The organism is Arthrobacter sp. B0427-1-12 (assembly GCF_059092905.1).
Map to the genome: position 1 here is coordinate 163016 of NZ_JBNHIC010000003.1, position 16212 is coordinate 179227.

The window sequence follows — 16212 nt, forward strand, 5'->3', positions numbered from 1 at the left end:
CATGACACAGAACAGCAGCGTAGCTGCGAAAACAGGAAACCGTTCGACTACCTTAATGGCCGCTGTTCCGACACTGGCAGCGGCGCTCTCTACGGTCTATCTCGCCGGAATGCTGCTGTGGCGGCTGGCCGGCCACGAATTCCCGGTGGGCACCGGCTACGGCGGAGCCCTCTATCTCCTGATGGATGTGCCGTCCGAACCGCTCGGACTGGCGCTGGCACTGCTGGCCGCCGCGGGCAGTGTCCTCGGTTTGGCTGTGCTGTATGCCGGCCCCCGCCGGGCGCTGCTGCGGCTGGTGCAGGGCTACGCCGGGGTCCTAGCAGTGCTGGCACTGGTCCTTCTGGGGGATGCGGGTGTGCTGGCAGTGCTGGGATACCTGCCGTTCATCGTGATCAACCTCCTCCTGGGCATGCCCGCGGCGGAGCTGTTCGCGAATCTGGACGGCCCGGCGCTGCTGCACCAGGTGGTGCTGTCTGCAGTGGCGGTGCTTTGGGCGCTGGCTTCGGTGGACGTTGGCCGCAGAATCCGCAACGCCTGCCGGCGCTGCGGCCGCACGTCCGAAGGTTCCGGCTGGAGGTCGGCTGCCGCGGCCGGACGCTGGGGCCTTCCGGTGACCATTGCCGCCGTCGTCATTCCCCTGCTGTATGCGGCGACCCGGTTTGCCTGGGTGGCCGGCATCCCGCTGGGAATCGATGCCGAGTTCCATCGGGGGATGGTGGAGAGTGGCCAGCAACTGGCCGGGCTGGGGCTGGCCTCCATGGCCGTGGTTGGCGCCGTCCTGACGGCGGGACTGGTCCGGCCGTGGGGCGAAAGGTTTCCGCGCTGGATGCCGGGCCTGGCAGGACGGCGGGTTCCGGTGATGCTGGCGGTGCTTCCGGCGACAGCCGTGGCGGTGAGCATCGTGCCGGCAGGCCTGTCCATGATCCTGGGAGTCACGGCGCCGCCGAACGCGCTGCAGCTGACGCCGGCCAACTTGGCAGCCTTCGGCCCAGCCCTGCTCTGGCCGGTGTGGGGCGTGGCGCTGGGAGCCGCTACATTGGCCTACTATCTGCGGCGCCGGGGCGCGTGCCCGGACTGCGGCCGGCAGGGATGATGGCTGCACGGATGATGGCGGGCTGGCGTAGGCAACAATGGACCTTGTGCGCAGAATCCGGACCAGCTGGCTGAGTTACGGGATATTCCTCATGATTGGGGGCCTGTTGGCCGTCCCGTTCCTGACCATGGTCTTTTGGACCAACCAGGTGGAGGCCAACAGCCGGGGGGCGTGGCTTCCCACCGCGCTCGCCGCGCTCCTGACCTCCCTGCCAGTGCTGGTTCCGGCGGTGCTGCCGGCCACCCGGGTGCTGGAACGCACGGCCCTGCGGGAGCTGCTGGGACTGGAGCTGCCGGAGCCGGAAGGCAAAGCGACGGCATGGGATGTGGTCCGCGGCGGCCTCTGGTACGTTTTCCATCTGCTGTCCGGGACCTGGCTGATCGTGGCGCTGGTCATCGGGATACCGTCCCTGGCCACGGTGGCGATCTTCGCGGCGACCGGAGATCTCCGGACAGTCGACGGCGTGGCCGACTCGCTCTTCGGCGCGGGCACCGGCGGAGCGGCCCTGCTGGCCGGCGTTACGGCGGCGCAGCTGGCGCTGCTGGTTCCGATCAGCGGACTGATACGGCCGGCGGCGCGGGCCCTGCTGGGACCATCGCAGCAGGACCTGCGCCGCCGCGCGGAACGGGAAGCCGAACGGCTGGCCCGGCGCAATGAGCTGGCCCGGGAACTGCACGATTCCGTAGGGCACGCGCTGACCGTGACCACACTGCAGGCCTCCGCCGCGCGCCTGCTGGTCACCAGCAGTCCCGAGCGCGCCGCCGAAGCCATGCGGGCAGTGGAGGAAGCTGGGAGGAACGCCATGGCGGAACTCGACTACGTCCTCGGAGTCCTCCGCGAGGACGACCGGCCCGCCAAGCCGGTGCCCGCCCTGGCCGATGTGGCGCAGCTGGTCGCCGAGGCCGCAGCCGGCGGGGTCAGGGTGGAGCTCAGCCTGGACCCTGGGCTGGCAGCCGGTGTGCCGCCGTCGTTATCGCGCGAAGCCTACCGGATGCTGCAGGAGGGACTGACCAATGTGCTCAAGCATGGGACCGGGACGGCGACCGAGCTGCGGATCGGCAGGGAGGAGGACAGCCTGGTCATGGTGCTGCGGAACCCCGCCAAGGCTTTGCCCGGAACGCACGACGACGGCGGCAGCGCCGGCGGCGCGCCGGTCACCGGCGGGCGGGGCCTGACCGGGATCCGGGAACGCGCAGGCCTGCTCCACGGGACGGTGGCCGCGGGCATTCAGGATGGCTGCTGGGAACTTCGGGTAGAACTGCCATTGAAAGGACGGCCGCTATGACGGACAGCATCGGGATCTTGCTTGTCGACGACGAGCCGCTGGTCCGCGCCGGGCTGGCGGCGATCCTGGAAACGGAACCGGATCTTCGGGTTCTTGGCGAGGCAGGCGACGGCAGCGAGGTCGGGCCGCTGGCCGCCCGGCTTGCCCCCGACGTCATCCTGATGGACGTCCGGATGCCCGGCATCGACGGCATCCAGGCCACGCGGACCCTTGTGTCCCGGACAGGACCCGACGGCCAGTCCACTGGCCGGTCCGGGCCCCGGATCCTGATCCTCACCACTTTCGAAAGCGACGAGTACGTCTACCAGGCTCTGCGTGCCGGAGCGGATGGCTTCCTGCTGAAGCGGGCCCGGCCCGGCGAACTGGTGGCGGCGGTCCGTGCAGTGGCCGCGGGGGAGTCGCTGGTCATGCCGCAGGCCATCCGGCGGCTCGTGGAACTGCACGGCACGGCAAGAGGCGATCGGCTGGCGGCGGCGGGGCTCAGTGAGCGCGAAGCGGAGGTGCTGCGCCTCCTGGCGGCTGGATTGAACAATGCCGAGATTGCGGGATCGCTCTTCCTAGGCACCGAGACGGTGAAGACACATGTGGCGGGAATCCTGGCCAAGCTCGGCGTGCGGGACCGGACACAGGCGGTGATCGCGGCGTACGAGGCCGGCTTCGTCGAGCCCGGCCGGGGCTGAGCAGTGCCTGGGCAGCTGCAGCTAAGGCGTTCTGGTGCGCCGCCGCGTCCGTCCTGAGCCCTCGGCCCCGCCGGAGCGGGCAGACCTGGAGGCGGAGGTCCGGCCGGACCGCTTCCCGCTGCCGGCGTCCGGCGCGTTGCCGGCATCTGTGCCGGTACCCGCCGGAGCCTTTTCCGGCAGCGGCTCCGGATTCAGGAACGCCTCGGTAAGGACCGGCGCGGACAGTTCGATCTGCCAGTTGCGCGCTCCCAGGGAGCGCAGCTGGTCGGAGACGCTCGTGAGGCTGATCGGCATGTCCGGCCGCCATGCTGCACGGCGCAGCAGGTCGGGGGTCAGCAGGTTCTCCACCGGAAGGTGCAGCGACTCCGCCAGCTCGGCCAGCCGCGGGCGTGCGGTGGCCAGCCGGGCGGCGGCGCCGGGGTCCTTGTCCGGCCAGGCCCGCGGCGGCGGCGGCGCATTGGTGGGAAGGTTCAGCGGCGGAAGCTCGATAGCTGAGCGCGCCGCCGAAATGCAGCGCAGCCAGCGCGGGGCTTCCCGCTGGGCGGCACGGCCGTGGAAACCGTTCGTTTTCAGCAGCTCAGGCACCGTGGCCGGCATCGCCCGGGCGGCTGCTATCAGGGCCGAGTCCGGAATCAACCGGCCCGGGGCGACATCGCGTTTTTCGGCCAGCTGCTCGCGCTCCTGCCACAGTTCCCGCACCGCCGCTAGCTGGCGGCGGTCCCGGATCTGGTGCAGGCCGGAGGTGCGGCGCCAGGGATCGACGCGCGGGGGAGCAGGCGGGGCGGCACGGACGGCTTCGAACTCCTCCTCGGCAAAGGCAAGTTTGCCGTCGGCCTCCAGGATCTCCATCAGCGCCACACGCAGGTCGGCCAGGACCTCGACGTCGAGTGCCGCGTAGCGCAGCCACGGTTCGGGCAGCGGCCGGGTCGACCAGTCGGCCGCGGAGTGTTCCTTGGCCAGCGTGAAGCCGAGCAGCGTCTCGATGACTGCGGCCAGGCCGACGCGGGGCAGGCCGGCCAGTCGCGCGGCGAGTTCGGTGTCGAACAGGCGGTCCGGCCGCAGGCCGAGTTCGGCAAGGCAGGGCAGATCCTGGGTCGCGGCGTGCAGGATCCATTCCACCCCCAATAGGGCCTCGTTGAGGATTTTCAGGTCCTCGAAGGGCTCCGGATCGATCAGCCAGGTGCCGGCGCCTTCGCGCCGGATCTGGACGAGGAAGGCACGCTGGCCATAGCGGAAGCCGGAGGCGCGTTCGGCATCGACGCTGGCAGGCCCGGTTCCCACCGCCAGAGCGGCTGCGGCGCGTTCGAGTCCGGCCTGGGTGGAGATCACCGGCGGGATGCCCTCGCGGGGCGTGTGCAGGACCGGAAGGGATCCCTCATCCTCCTGGGCAGGCGTGCCGGTTTGTGCTGCTGGAGGTCCCGGGATCTCCGGTTTCTGCGAGGTCATGATGCCCCCCAGTCTAGTCGAGGACCGTGTCCTCCCGCGGCAGGCGCCGCCCGCACCGTTGCAAATTAAGTTGCTAATTAAGGCGCCTGCGGGGCAGCGGGGAGACTCCTTCCGGCAGCGGCGGCAGGCCTGCGAATGTGCACACCATGTCCGACCACGCCTCCAGATGCGCCCGGACATCGGGCGATTCCGGCGTCCAGGACGCCCGGAGCTCGATGTCGATGGAATCCTCGCGGTTCCCGAGGGTGCCGTAGCTTTCCGAGAGTATGCGGGTCGCAGTGCCGCCGGCCGCGCGGTAGCGGGTGTTGTTCCTGTCCAGGGCTTCGACCAGCCAGTCCCAGGCAACCGATCCCAACATCGAGTCGTTGCCGATGTCCGCTTCCAGTTGGGCGCGGATGTAGGTCACGATGCGGAAAGTGCCTTCCCAGACCGCGGAACCGTCCGGATCGTGCAGCAGGATGAAGCGCCCCGTGGCGAGAGTTGACGGCTCCTGCTCGGCCAGCGCAGCACCCGCCCCGCCGTGGACCAGGCCGGCAAAGCCGGGCGGTTCGATGACCTCGGCACCCAGGGCGACGGCATACGGTGCCAGGCGGGAGGGGGCAGGGATTTCCTCCAGCCGCAGTTCATTCCGGCACTGTGCACGGCGAAGCGTGCCAAGAGCCGTCATGAAGTCAGGGGGGACCTGGGTCAGGTCGCCTAATGCGCTCACATCGGCAGATTATGCTCTTGCGCGTTTCTTTTGGGGCAGGCACGCCGACAATGGATGCCTGCGGTTGCCGCAGGCCCGGTTGGTGCCCTAGCGGGAGCCCAGTTCCTGCCGCAGGGCGGCCACGAAACTGTCGACGTCCTCTTCCGTGGTGTCGAAGGAACACATCCAGCGGACCTCCCCGGTGGACTGGTCCCAGTCGTAGAAGCGGAACGATTTCCGCAGCCTGTCGGCCACCCCTTCCGGCAGCCTGGCAAACACCGCGTTGGACTGGGTCGGCTGGGTGGGCTCGACGCCGTCGATATCCTCGACGCCGGCACGCAGGCGGGCGGCCATGGCATTGGCGTGGGAAGCCGAACGGAGCCACAGATCGCCTTCCAGCAGGGCGATAAACTGGGCGGAGATGAACCGCATTTTCGATGCCAGCTGCATGTTCATCTTGCGCAGGTACTCAAGTCCGGAGGCGGCCTCCGGGTCCAGGACGACGATGCACTCCCCGAAGAGCAGGCCGTTCTTGGTGCCGCCGAAGGACAGCAGGTCGACGCCGGCATCCCGGGTGAAGCTGCGCAGCGGAAGCTGCAGCGAGGCCGCCGCATTGGCGACGCGGGCCCCGTCCATATGAAGCTTCATCCCCCGGTCGTGGATGTGGTCCGCGATCGCGCGGATCTCCTCGAGGCTGTAGAGCGTGCCCAGCTCCGTGGACTGGGTGATCGAGACGGCCAGGGGCTGGGCCCGGTGCTCATCTCCCCAGCCCCAGGCTTCCCGGTCGATGAGTTCCGGCGTCAGCTTGCCGTCCGTGGTCGGAACAGCCAGCAGCTTCATGCCGCCCACCCGTTCCGGCGCGCCGTTTTCGTCGACGTTGATGTGCGCGCCCGCGGCACAGATCACCGCGCCCCAGCGGGGCAGCAGGGACTGGAGGCCCACGACATTCGCACCCGTGCCATTGAAGACTGGAAAGGCCTGGGTTCCTTCGCCGAAGTGCCGCGCCATCACCTCCTGCAGATGGCCGGTATAGGCGTCTTCGCCGTAGGAAACCTGGTGCCCGCCGTTGGCTGCGGCCAGCGCGGCGAGGATCTCGGGGTGGGCGCCCGAGTAGTTGTCGGATGCGAAGCCGCGGATGGAAGCGTCGTGCAGCGGCGCGGCGAACGGCAGGGCGTCGGTCACGGTGGGGTATCTCCTACGGTTTCCTGCGGGCAGCGGGGCGGGGACAGCGGGCTTCGTACGCGGACGGCGTCAGGCCAGCACGAAGCGCTCGCCGTTGATGACGGCGGCATCTTCATCGAACACGTTGACGATCGCTGTCGCCAGTTCGTCCACATGGGTGAATCCGGGGAAGGCCTTCTCCGGCGCGGCGGCCTTCATGGCCTCGTCCAGCAGCGCCTTGACCACCAGGATGCAGGCGGCCGACTGCTGCCGGACCGGATGCTCCTTGTGCCGGGACTGTTCCCGGGCCAGGCCTTCGGCAACCGAGCGGACCCAGCTTTCGGCCGCGGACTTGACCGCTCCGTAGGCAGCACCGGATGCCGTGGGATGGTCGACGGCGGTCGCCGAGACGATCACCAGCCGCCCGTGTCCCGAACGGGCCAGGTGGGGGAAGAAAACGCGGCTGGTGTTGCGCAGCGTGGTCAGGATATTGCGGTGCAGAAAGTCCCAGTCGTCGTCGTTCTGGCCGGCGATGCCCTCGCCGCCGCGCCAGCCTCCCACCAGGTGCACCAGTCCGTCGACGTTGCCGGAATCGGCGGCGATCTGGGCCTCGAGGGCCTGCACGGCTCCGAAATCAGCCAGATCGCAGGCCCTGAGCGTGACGCGGTCGACGCCGGCAAGGGACTCCTCGAGCCGGGCCTGGTCGCGGCCGACCGCGATAACGGCCGCACCGGCTCCGCTGAGGGCGGATGCTGCGGCGATGCCGGCGGCGCTGGTGGCGCCGGCCACCACAACGTTCAGACCTTGCAGGCTTCCTGTCATGCGGCCACCATACCGGTAATGCCGGCAGTGGATTCAATGACCGGCCGAAGTTTTTTCTCCAGCGCCTCATAGAACATGGACAGCGGGAATTCGTCGTCGAGCACCCTGTCGGTGAGCATCCGGGGCGGGCCGGCCAGCGGGAGCGCGTCCGGTCCCTTGGCCCAGGCCGACGCAGGGTGCGGCGTGAGCGTTGCCGAGATGAGGCTGTAGGCTGCCAGCCAGTGTGCCGTCCTGGGCCGGTCGATGGAGCGCCAGTACAGCTGGTCGATCTCCTTACCCAGGGCGGCAACGGTGCCGGCCGCCTCCGCCCAGTCGATGGTCAGCTTGGTGTCCGTCCAGTGCAGGACATGATGCTGGTGCATCCAGGCAAAAAGCAGCTGCCCTCCAAGCGCATCGTAGTTGCGGATGCGGTTGCCGGTAATGGCAAAGCGGAAGATGCGGTCGAAGATGACTGCGTACTGCACCAGCCGGGCATGCCGCCGGGCGGTCTCCGACGCCGAGGAATCCCGCTCCACACGCATGGCTTCGCGGAACGCGGTCAGGTCGCAACGCAGTTCCTCCAGTGAGTAGAGGAAGTACGGCATCCGCTGTTTGATCATGAACGGATCGAAGGGAAGATCGCCGCGCATGTGGGTGCGGTCGTGGATCAGGTCCCACATGACGAACGTTTCCTGCGTCAGCTGCTGGTCCTCCAGCAGTTCGGCGGCTTCGGCCGGCAGCTCCAGGGACGTTGTGCGGGCCGCCGCGCGCAGGACACAGCGGAACCGGGCGGACTCCCGGTCGGCGAAGATGGCGCCCCAGGCGAAGGTGGGGGTTTCCCGGACGGCTACGGTCTCCGGGAACAAGACGGCGGAATTCGTGTTGTACCCCGGGGTGAAGTCCAGGAAGCGGAGGGGGACGAACATTTTGTTGGAGTACTCCCCGGCCTCCAGTTCGGCGACGAACTCCGGCCAGATCACTTCCACGAGGACGGCCTCGACCAGGCGGTCCGGACTGCCGTTCTGGGTGTACATCGGAAACACCACCAGGTGCTGCAGGCCATTGACCCGGTGCTGCTGCGGCTGGAAGGCCAGCAGGGAGTCCAGGAAATCCGGAACAGCGTAGCGGGATGCTGTCCAGCGCCGGAAGTCCGCCGCCACGGCGGTGAGGTAACCGGCGTCGTGCCTGAAATGCGGCAGCAGTTCTTCGACGGCGGCGATGAGCGCCGTGACGGCGGCATCCGCCGCCGCGTGGTGTCCGACGTCGGGAATGGAACCATCGTGGACCTGCAGTGGCCGCAGGGCCGTCGCCGCCGCCTTGAGCCGGAGCCAGGCCGGGTGCTGCCCGATGCCGGCGGGGCTGTCGGCTGGGGTTCCGGCCACCGGTTCCGCCGGTGCGGTTGCCATGTCGGTCATCGGAATCCACCTTCCTGTTCTTTCCCTGCCGGTACATGCCGAGGGCGTCCGTCCGGATTGCTTCCGAGCGTAGCAACAGGTCAGCATTCCTTATCTCGGAGGCCTTAGATCATTAGCAATTCTATTGCTCGGCCTGCGGGTTAAGCAGCGAAGGCGAAGCCCCGCTCATGAGGACTCCGCCTTCGCCACAAGCAGCGGATCGAAGCCGCTATTGCGCGGGGTTTATTGCGCAGCGATTAATCCGCGGGGACCAGCTTCATCGACACGGAATTGATGCAGTACCGCTGGTCCGTCGGGGTGTCATAGCCCTCGCCTTCGAAGACATGACCCAGGTGTGAATCGCAGTTCGCGCATCGGACCTCGATACGCTGCATGCCCAGTGACCGGTCATGGATGTAGCGGACCTTGTCTTCGGCCAGCGGTGCCCAGAAGGACGGCCAGCCGCAGTGCGAATCGAATTTTTCCTTGCTGGTGAACAGTTCGGCACCGCAGGCACGGCACTGATATACGCCGGCCGTGTGGGTGTCCCAGTATTCGCCGGTGAAGGGGCGTTCGGTGCCCGCCTGGCGGAGCACCGCGTATTCCTGGGGAGTGAGTTCCGCGCGCCATTGCTCGTCGCTCTTCTGGACTGGTACGGGATTCGGGGTCTCGGGGGTACTCATGGCTGGATTAACGTTCATGAGTCGCCAATGTATCCCGAACCGGAGTAGAGGTGAAGCACGGGTACCCCGAGTTTGTCCTGCGCCTGGTTCGCCCAATCGGTGTGGAAGGTGTCCGCGACGGCGTGGGGCGTGGTGATCACGACGGCCTGCCGTGAGCCCGCCGACTGGACGGCCTTGACGAAGTCCGGCACAGCCTCGTCCCCGACGATCCTGCCCTCTGCGCTCAACCCCGCGGAAGCCAGCAGGTGCAGCGAGGCTTTCAACGACTCCTCGGCCGTGGCGCGGGCCTTCCGGGCATCAGGCTGTCCCTTGACCAGGTCCCGGAAGGCCTGGCCGACTTCCAGCAGGCTCAGGTGGTCGAGGAAATCTGCCAACAGGTTCCGATGGGTGTCCTCAGGCACCAGCACCAGGAATTCCGTCGGTTCCCCGCCCTGCAGGGTTGCCAGATTGCGTACATCCCCATCGTTGAGGGGCTCTTCAGTCAACACCACGATGGTTTCGCTCATGGGCTTAGCTTAGGACGAGCGGCCGGACCTGCACAGGCCGTTAGCGCCCAACGCCCTCCCGCCACTCGCTGCGCTCACGGCGGGTCCCTCGGCCGTTAGGCTTAGAGTCATGGCATGGCGTTTCACGAGGGTCCCCGCTGAATCAGGCGGACAGGCAGGCAACATGTCCGGCACGGAAGCAGGGTGGCTGCGCTGGTCCATCCTGGGCGCGGGGATCGGGGCCGGAGTCATGTCCGTTATCGCCGGTGCGACCTCAGGCCTGGCCACCTACTTTGCGCGCGCCGTGGTGACCCCGAACCGGACCCGTGTCGAGAACCTTGAAATCCTGGCGGTGGTGCGCACTGCGGATGGACTGGAAGTCATCCTGCCGGCCAACGAGGATACGACAGTCCCGGGCACCTACGGCCTGTTTTTCCACGGCGGACGCGGCCATGCGCGAATCGGCGCCATCCGCTCCTACGTGCCGCGCGAAGGTACGGTCCAGCGCGAAGTCGAGCAGGTCTACGCGGGAGATCTGGCCACCGCTACCCGCGGCTGGTGGAGTGGCTCGCTGTACCCGTCGCCGTCGGCAGCGGGCCTGCCCGAGGAAGAGGTGGAAATTCCGGTCGAGGGTGGCATCGCACCGGCCTGGCTGGTCCGCGCGGAACCTGCCACCAGGACCTGGGCCATCATGGTCCATGGCCGCGGCGCTACCCGGCTGGAAGGCCTGCGCGGTGTCCGGGCGGCACAGGCGCTCGGGCTGACCAGCCTGCTGATTTCCTACCGCAACGACGGCGAAGCTCCGGATGCTGCCGACAACCGCTACGGCCTGGGGATGACAGAGTGGCAGGACGTGGAAGCGGCGATCGAGTACGCGCTGGCGGCGGGAGCCGAGGACGTGGTCCTTTTCGGTTGGTCGATGGGCGGAGCGATCAGCCTGCAGGCTGCGGACCGGTCGATCCACCGGCGGGTGATCCGGGCCATGGTACTCGATGGGCCGGTCATCGACTGGGTCGATGTCCTGGCGCACCAGGCCCGCGTGAACCGCATCCCGGCCGCCGCCGGGCGCTTCGGACTGTGGCTGCTGTCCAATGCGGCTGGCCGGAAGCTCACCGGGCTGGCGGCGCCGCTGGACCTGAAGAGCATGAACTGGGTGTCACGCGCGGACCAGCTGCGCATCCCGACCCTGGTCCTGCACAGCGAAGACGATGAATTCGTGCCGTTCGGCCCTTCCGCCGAACTTGCGGCGAAGAATCCGCTGATCGTCACCTATGAACCGTTCCAGCATGCCCGGCACACCAAGGAATGGAACGTCGATCCCGAGCGGTGGGAACACGTCGTCGAGATGTGGCTGGGCGCGGTGCTGCGCCGCAGCCGGCCCGCGGATTACCGGCTGGGCCAGGAGACCGCCGTCGGGCAGCCCGGGTAGGTCAACGGGCCGCGATGCCGGCCACGACGGCACCCGTCAGCCGGATCAGGTCAGCCGGTGCCAGCTCCAGGTCGAGTCCTCGCTTGCCGCCCGAAACGAACACCGTGCTGTGCAGCTGCGCGCTTTCGTCCACGACAGTGGCGGAGGGCCGGCGCTGTCCCAGCGGCGAAATACCGCCGACGACATAGCCGGTCCGGCGCTCAGCATCCTTGGGGTCCGCCATCACCGCCCGCTTGTGTCCCAGCGCGGCAGCCAGCAGCTTCAGGTCCAGGGAACCGCTGACGGGGACGACGGCGACGGCAGGCTTGCCGTCGACGTGCGCCAGGAGCGTCTTGAACACCTGGGCGGCAGGCACACCCAGGGCCTGGGCCGCCTCCAGCCCGAACGATGCCGCCGACGGATCATGCCGGTAGGCATGCAGCACAAACGGTACCCCCGCGGCCTCCAGGGCCTTTGTCGCGGGGGTACCGGCGGATGTACTCCGGGCGCCCATCCGGACGCTTAGCCCCGCTGCGCCTCCGCGACCTTGCGCTTGATGCGCCCCAGCATGGCTGCCATGCCCCGCATCCGCAGCGGAGTGATCGCCCGCGTCAGCCCCAGCCGGTCCGGCACATCATCGGGAACCGCGAGGATCTCGGCGGCCGGCAGGCCGTTCAGTCCTTCATGCAGGAGGCTGGCAAACCCGCGGGTGGTCGGCGCTTCGGCAGGAGCGGAAAAGTACAGCTGCACCGGCTGGTCGTCGTCGTTGCCAAGCTCAACGGTGAGGAACAGCGGAGTCTGGCATTCCACGACCTGTTCGAGCAGTTCCGGGTGGTCGGTGTACCGTTCCGGAAGGTCAGGCAGGGACCGGGAGAATTCCAGCAGCAGCTGCAGCCGGTCGGGCTCCTCCATCGATTGGAAATCATCGACGATTTCTGCCAGCTGCGCCGGAAGTGCTGTTGTGTTCACAGTCATTAAGCCTACCTGTGCAGCCGCTGTCAGCGCGCGGCCGGGACGGTGCCGCGTTCGGGGCCCTTGACGATCGGTACGCGCACGGCGTTGCCCCACTCGGTCCAGGAGCCGTCGTAGTTGCGGACCTTGCCGAAGCCGAGCAGGTGGGTGAGGACGAACCAGGTGTGGCTGGAACGCTCTCCGATCCGGCAGTAGGCAACGATGTCGTCCCCGTCCTTGAGTCCTGCCTCGCCGCGGTAGATCGCCTCGAGTTCTTCGCGGCTGCGGAAGGTGCTGTCCTCCGCGGCCGCGCGGGCCCACGGCACCGAGGCAGCCGTGGGGATATGGCCGCCGCGGAGCGTGCCTTCCTCCGGATACGCGGGCATGGTGGTGCGCTGCCCGGTGTATTCCTCCGGCGAACGGACATCGATCAGCGGATTGCCGAAGTGGGCCAGCACATCTTCCTTGAAGGCGCGGATGGGTGCGTCGTTGCGCTCGACGACGGGATAGTCGGCCGGGACGGTTTCGGTCTTGTCGGTGGTCAGCTCGCGGCCCTCCGCGATCCACTTGTCGCGCCCGCCGTCGAGCAGCCGGACGTCCTCATGGTCGAAGAGAGTGAAGACCCACAGCGCGTAGGCTGCCCACCAGTTGCTCTTGTCGCCATAGATGACGACGGTGGTGTCGCGCGAAATGCCCTTGGCGGACATGAGGGCCGCGAACTGCTCGCCGTTAATGTAGTCGCGGGTGAATTCGTCGTTGAGGTCGGTATGCCAGTCGATCTTCACTGCGCCCGGGATGTGTCCTGTTTCGTACAGCAGGATGTCCTCATCGGATTCAACGACCACCAGGCCATCGGTGCCGAGGTTGGCGGCGAGCCATTCCGTCGAAACGAGGCGTTCGGGATGGGCGTAGTCATTGAATTTCTCGTTGGATTCAGCTGCGATGGCCATATCACGGGACCTTTCCGTCAAGGAGTGCGTTCGTCATCCCTAGCCTATAGAGTGCCCCGCCCTAAAGCTTGCAGCCGTCCTGCTCGTACAGCTGCCGCGGTGGTGCAAGGACTGTGGAGGACTGTAACGGACTCCTGCCGGGGACGGGACCGGGCATTGAGTGGCGTATCGTAGCGGTGGCGCAATTTTCAGCGGACCTGCCGTCCGGAATATGGAATGGATCTTCAGTGGTACAGATTGAGCACCTCGCACAGCGCACGCCGAGCGTTTCCGTGGACGAGCTCCTGCAGGGCTTCTACCCCTCACCGCGGTTCGGCGAGGTTTCTTTTACGAGCTATCGTCCGGATCCGAACCAGTCGTCGCAGGCCGCCGCGGTGAAGGCACTCGAGCATTTCGCCACCGTCGTCGCCCAGCCTGAACCGTCCGGACTGAAGAAGCTCCTGGGCTTCCGGAAGCCAGCCAGCCGCGCGGGCATTTACCTTGACGGCGGATTCGGCGTCGGAAAGACCCACCTGCTGGCCTCGCTCTGGCACGCCAGCCCCGGCCCCAAGGCCTTCGGTACGTTCGTGGAATACACGAACCTGGTCGGCGCCCTTGGCTTTCGGAAGACAGTGGATGCGCTGAGCGAGTACAAACTGGTCTGCATCGACGAATTCGAACTGGATGATCCGGGGGATACGGTCCTGATGTCGCGCCTGATGCGCGAACTGGCGGACGCTGGCGTCAAACTCGCTGCGACGTCCAACACCCTTCCCGGCTCGCTGGGCGAGGGACGCTTCGCAGCCGTCGACTTCCAGCGCGAAATCCAGGTGCTGTCCGACCAGTTCGACGTCCTCCGCATCGACGGGGAGGACTTCCGCCACCGCGGGCTGCCCGAAGCTCCGGACCCCTTGAACGCTGACGGCATCGAACAGCACATCATGGAGAACTTCCAGGGCCGGACGGTGGCCGTGGACCAATTCCCGGAACTGGTCAAGCAGTTGGCGAAGGTGCATCCGAGCCGCTACCGCCAGTTCATTGACGGAATCGACGCCGTTGCCTGGCACGAGGTGCAGACCATCACCGAACAGGCGGTTGCCCTGCGGTTCGTCGTACTTGCTGACCGGCTGTACGACAAGGATGTGCCGATCATCGCCAGCGGCGTTCCGTTCGACGAACTGTTCACACCGGAAATGATGGCCGGCGGTTACATGAAGAAGTACTTCCGCGCGGTTTCCCGCCTCACCGCCCTGGCACGGGAAGGACAAAAGGGAGAAGCAGCGCTGTAGGGTGCGGCAAAGGCGCCGCGCATGACAAAGGCGCCGGTGCCGCCTCCCGGCAGGACCGGCGCCCTCTTTGTCGCGCTCGTGGACTCGTTAGACCGAAGGGGTCCCGTCGGCCGGCTTCCCGGGATCCGTTGTTGGCGTTTCCGGAGCCGGGGTTTCCGGGGCTTCAGGGGCGTTGGCGCTGCCGGTCTTGTCGATCAGCCCGGAGGCTTTCTCCTGCAGGCCATCGATCTTCCCGGAGTACTTGCCGCCGGTCTTCTCGTCAATGAAGTCGCCGGCATGTCCGACGGCGTCCTTCAGCTTGTCGGCGTTGCTACCAACCAGACCGGCTGCCTTGTCCTTCAGCTCTGCGGCCTTGCCCTTGAGCTCGTCAAATACAGACACGGCACCTCCCTTCTTCCCTGGGAGCCGAATACTCCCGTCGCATTTAATCCTAGGTTCAGGGCGATCAGCGGCCAAGACCGGCGCGGAACTGTCGAATCGTCGAATTTGGCCGGGGGACAGGTTGTGGGATACTAATCCCTGCGACCCAGCACCCGGACGAGGTGCGCCGTACCCGGCCCGCGACAAGACGGCGCAAGGATGTGAATCGTCATGGCATGGACCGTTCTGGTCATTTCAGGAGTACTCGAGGCTGTTTGGGCCACCGCATTGGGCAAATCGGAAGGCTTCACCCGGCTTTGGCCCACTGTCATCTTCGCTGCCGGTTTGTTGCTGAGCATGGGCGGCCTGGCTTATGCGATGCGGACGCTGCCGGTCGGCACGTCCTATGCCGTCTGGGTTGGTATCGGTGCGGCACTGACGGTCGCCTACGCGATGATTTTCGACGGCGAACCCGCCTCGTTGCTCAAGATCCTGCTGGTCCTCGGCATCGTAGCGTGCGTGATCGGCCTCAAGCTCCTGCACTAGGTGCGGCCGACCGTGCCGCCTATTGGCCCAGGGAGAGCAAAAAGCAGCAGGGACGGTGTTGCCGTCCCTGCTGCTTTTTGCTCGCATTTTCATCAATGCTGCTTGAACCGTGGGCGATACTGGGATCGAACCAGTGACCTCTTCCGTGTCAGGGAAGCGCGCTACCGCTACGCCAATCGCCCAAATGCGAGCGGACGACGGGATTCGAACCCGCGACATCCACCTTGGCAAGGTGGTGCTCTAGCCAGCTGAGCTACGTCCGCAAGTGGTTGCTCGCCCCTGGGGGAAGCTTCCGTGAAAAAGCGGTTCCGTACCGGAACCGCTGCGTGGGCGATACTGGGATCGAACCAGTGACCTCTTCCGTGTCAGGGAAGCGCGCTACCGCTGCGCCAATCGCCCATAAGGGTTAGTGCGAAGCACCGCAACCGAGGTGGGGACGGGATTCGAACCCGCGTATACGGCTTTGCAGGCCGCTGCCTCGCCTCTCGGCCACCCCACCGTGACCATGCATCCGCATTGGGCCCGCCGGCTGACCGGCTTACAGTGACTTGCGAGCGGACGACGGGATTCGAACCCGCGACATCCACCTTGGCAAGGTGGTGCTCTAGCCAGCTGAGCTACGTCCGCATGTGGATTTTGGCTTAGAGGAACCGGATTTCCGCTGATCCTGATCTGCAGTTCCGGTCCGCTTTCCGCGTTCCAACGAATAAAAACTCTATCGGACGTTTCCGCGTACGTCCAATCGGGGCCAGGGGAATGGGTTTTCTCCCGGAAAGCCGCGGGAAAAGCGCGGGAAAGGTGCGGTTAACCGGCCGTGAATCATGGCTTAAGCGGTCACAAAGACGCCGTGATCATGACCACATACGGCCGGTTTTGGTGCAGGCGCATAGGTAGGCTAACATTCTTAGACGTCGGGGCGATTGGCGCAGTGGTAGCGCGCTTCGTTCACACCGAAGAGGTCACTGGTTCGAACCCAGTATCGCCCACACCAACAGGGGGCTCCCGCCCGGCCT

General features: G+C 66.8%; 17 protein-coding genes, 6 tRNA genes and 1 riboswitch. Of the genes, 7 read left to right on the plus strand and 16 right to left on the minus strand.

The window, feature by feature from the left end:
* Positions 1-55: 55 nt before the first annotated feature.
* From AC5RWU_RS04115 to AC5RWU_RS04125, 3 genes are all read left to right on the plus strand, one after another.
* Positions 56-1093 (plus strand): hypothetical protein, encoded by a 1038-nt coding sequence (locus tag AC5RWU_RS04115; RefSeq protein WP_494029319.1) that lies wholly within the window; start codon positions 56-58, stop codon positions 1091-1093.
* A gap of 91 nt (positions 1094-1184) precedes the next feature.
* Positions 1185-2378: a sensor histidine kinase gene (locus AC5RWU_RS04120; RefSeq protein ID WP_494036908.1), complete on the plus strand. Its 1194-nt coding sequence runs from the start codon at positions 1185-1187 to the stop codon at positions 2376-2378.
* Positions 2375-3058, plus strand: a complete 684-nt coding sequence (locus tag AC5RWU_RS04125) for a response regulator (RefSeq protein WP_494029317.1) — start codon at positions 2375-2377, stop codon at positions 3056-3058. The genes AC5RWU_RS04120 and AC5RWU_RS04125 overlap by 4 nt, the downstream gene beginning before the upstream one ends.
* A gap of 21 nt (positions 3059-3079) precedes the next feature.
* On the opposite strand, the gene AC5RWU_RS04130 is transcribed toward AC5RWU_RS04125, so the two are convergent.
* The 7 genes from AC5RWU_RS04130 to AC5RWU_RS04160 form a co-directional block, all read right to left on the minus strand.
* Positions 3080-4504, minus strand: a complete 1425-nt coding sequence (locus AC5RWU_RS04130; protein ID WP_494029316.1) for an HRDC domain-containing protein — start codon at positions 4502-4504, stop codon at positions 3080-3082.
* A gap of 73 nt (positions 4505-4577) precedes the next feature.
* Positions 4578-5171, minus strand: coding sequence for a DUF3000 domain-containing protein (locus tag AC5RWU_RS04135; protein WP_494029453.1), 594 nt, complete (start codon positions 5169-5171; stop codon positions 4578-4580).
* A gap of 129 nt (positions 5172-5300) precedes the next feature.
* The gene (locus AC5RWU_RS04140) at positions 5301-6374 is read right to left on the minus strand and encodes a threonine aldolase family protein (RefSeq protein ID WP_494029315.1); all 1074 of its coding nucleotides are present in this window, start codon (positions 6372-6374) and stop codon (positions 5301-5303) included.
* Between the two features lie 69 nt (positions 6375-6443).
* Positions 6444-7175, minus strand: a complete 732-nt coding sequence (locus tag AC5RWU_RS04145; protein WP_494029314.1) for an SDR family oxidoreductase — start codon at positions 7173-7175, stop codon at positions 6444-6446.
* On the minus strand, positions 7172-8569 hold the full coding sequence (locus AC5RWU_RS04150; protein WP_494029313.1) for a DUF6421 family protein: 1398 nt from the start codon (positions 8567-8569) through the stop codon (positions 7172-7174). Before AC5RWU_RS04150 ends, AC5RWU_RS04145 begins: the two co-directional genes overlap by 4 nt.
* Before the next feature lie 236 nt (positions 8570-8805).
* Positions 8806-9231: a peptide-methionine (R)-S-oxide reductase MsrB gene (msrB, locus tag AC5RWU_RS04155; RefSeq protein ID WP_494029452.1), complete on the minus strand. Its 426-nt coding sequence runs from the start codon at positions 9229-9231 to the stop codon at positions 8806-8808.
* Between the two features lie 14 nt (positions 9232-9245).
* A complete protein-coding gene (locus tag AC5RWU_RS04160) occupies positions 9246-9737 on the minus strand; it encodes a hypothetical protein (RefSeq protein WP_494029312.1) in 492 nt (163 codons plus the stop codon).
* A gap of 163 nt (positions 9738-9900) precedes the next feature.
* Between AC5RWU_RS04160 and AC5RWU_RS04165 the strand changes: the two genes are divergently transcribed.
* Positions 9901-11145 carry an alpha/beta hydrolase family protein gene (locus AC5RWU_RS04165; protein ID WP_494036909.1) on the plus strand — a complete coding sequence of 415 codons (1245 nt, stop codon included), beginning with the start codon at positions 9901-9903 and terminating at the stop codon, positions 11143-11145.
* Position 11146: 1 nt separating this feature from the next.
* Here the strand turns inward: AC5RWU_RS04165 and ybaK are convergent, their stop codons facing one another.
* The 3 genes from ybaK to AC5RWU_RS04180 are packed head-to-tail and all read right to left on the minus strand — an operon-like array spanning position 11147 to position 13025.
* Positions 11147-11638: a Cys-tRNA(Pro) deacylase gene (gene ybaK / locus AC5RWU_RS04170; RefSeq protein ID WP_494029310.1), complete on the minus strand. Its 492-nt coding sequence runs from the start codon at positions 11636-11638 to the stop codon at positions 11147-11149.
* An 8-nt stretch (positions 11639-11646) separates the two neighbouring features.
* Positions 11647-12099, minus strand: coding sequence for a SufE family protein (locus AC5RWU_RS04175; RefSeq protein WP_494029309.1), 453 nt, complete (start codon positions 12097-12099; stop codon positions 11647-11649).
* 23 nt (positions 12100-12122) lie between these two features.
* On the minus strand, positions 12123-13025 hold the full coding sequence (locus tag AC5RWU_RS04180) for a sulfurtransferase (protein ID WP_494029308.1): 903 nt from the start codon (positions 13023-13025) through the stop codon (positions 12123-12125).
* Between the two features lie 227 nt (positions 13026-13252).
* Between AC5RWU_RS04180 and zapE the strand changes: the two genes are divergently transcribed.
* On the plus strand, positions 13253-14293 hold the full coding sequence (gene zapE, locus AC5RWU_RS04185; RefSeq protein WP_494029307.1) for a cell division protein ZapE: 1041 nt from the start codon (positions 13253-13255) through the stop codon (positions 14291-14293).
* 87 nt (positions 14294-14380) lie between these two features.
* Here the strand turns inward: zapE and AC5RWU_RS04190 are convergent, their stop codons facing one another.
* Entirely contained in the window at positions 14381-14674 is a 294-nt protein-coding gene (locus AC5RWU_RS04190; protein ID WP_494029306.1) for an antitoxin, read from the minus strand.
* Positions 14675-14806: 132 nt separating this feature from the next.
* Positions 14807-14871: riboswitch (guanidine-III (ykkC-III) riboswitch) on the plus strand.
* Between the two features lie 13 nt (positions 14872-14884).
* Here AC5RWU_RS04190 and AC5RWU_RS04195 point away from each other — a divergent pair.
* Positions 14885-15199, plus strand: coding sequence for a DMT family transporter (locus tag AC5RWU_RS04195; protein WP_494029305.1), 315 nt, complete (start codon positions 14885-14887; stop codon positions 15197-15199).
* A 110-nt stretch (positions 15200-15309) separates the two neighbouring features.
* Here AC5RWU_RS04195 and AC5RWU_RS04200 read toward each other — a convergent pair.
* From AC5RWU_RS04200 to AC5RWU_RS04220, 5 genes are all read right to left on the minus strand, one after another.
* A tRNA-Val gene (locus tag AC5RWU_RS04200) sits at positions 15310-15381 on the minus strand.
* 7 nt (positions 15382-15388) lie between these two features.
* Positions 15389-15462, minus strand: a tRNA-Gly gene (locus AC5RWU_RS04205).
* A 64-nt stretch (positions 15463-15526) separates the two neighbouring features.
* Positions 15527-15598, minus strand: a tRNA-Val gene (locus tag AC5RWU_RS04210).
* A gap of 29 nt (positions 15599-15627) precedes the next feature.
* Positions 15628-15698: transfer RNA gene (locus AC5RWU_RS04215), tRNA-Cys, on the minus strand.
* Between the two features lie 54 nt (positions 15699-15752).
* Positions 15753-15826 (minus strand) — tRNA-Gly (locus AC5RWU_RS04220).
* A 287-nt stretch (positions 15827-16113) separates the two neighbouring features.
* Here AC5RWU_RS04220 and AC5RWU_RS04225 point away from each other — a divergent pair.
* Positions 16114-16185, plus strand: a tRNA-Val gene (locus tag AC5RWU_RS04225).
* The last annotated feature ends 27 nt before the right edge of the window (positions 16186-16212 follow it).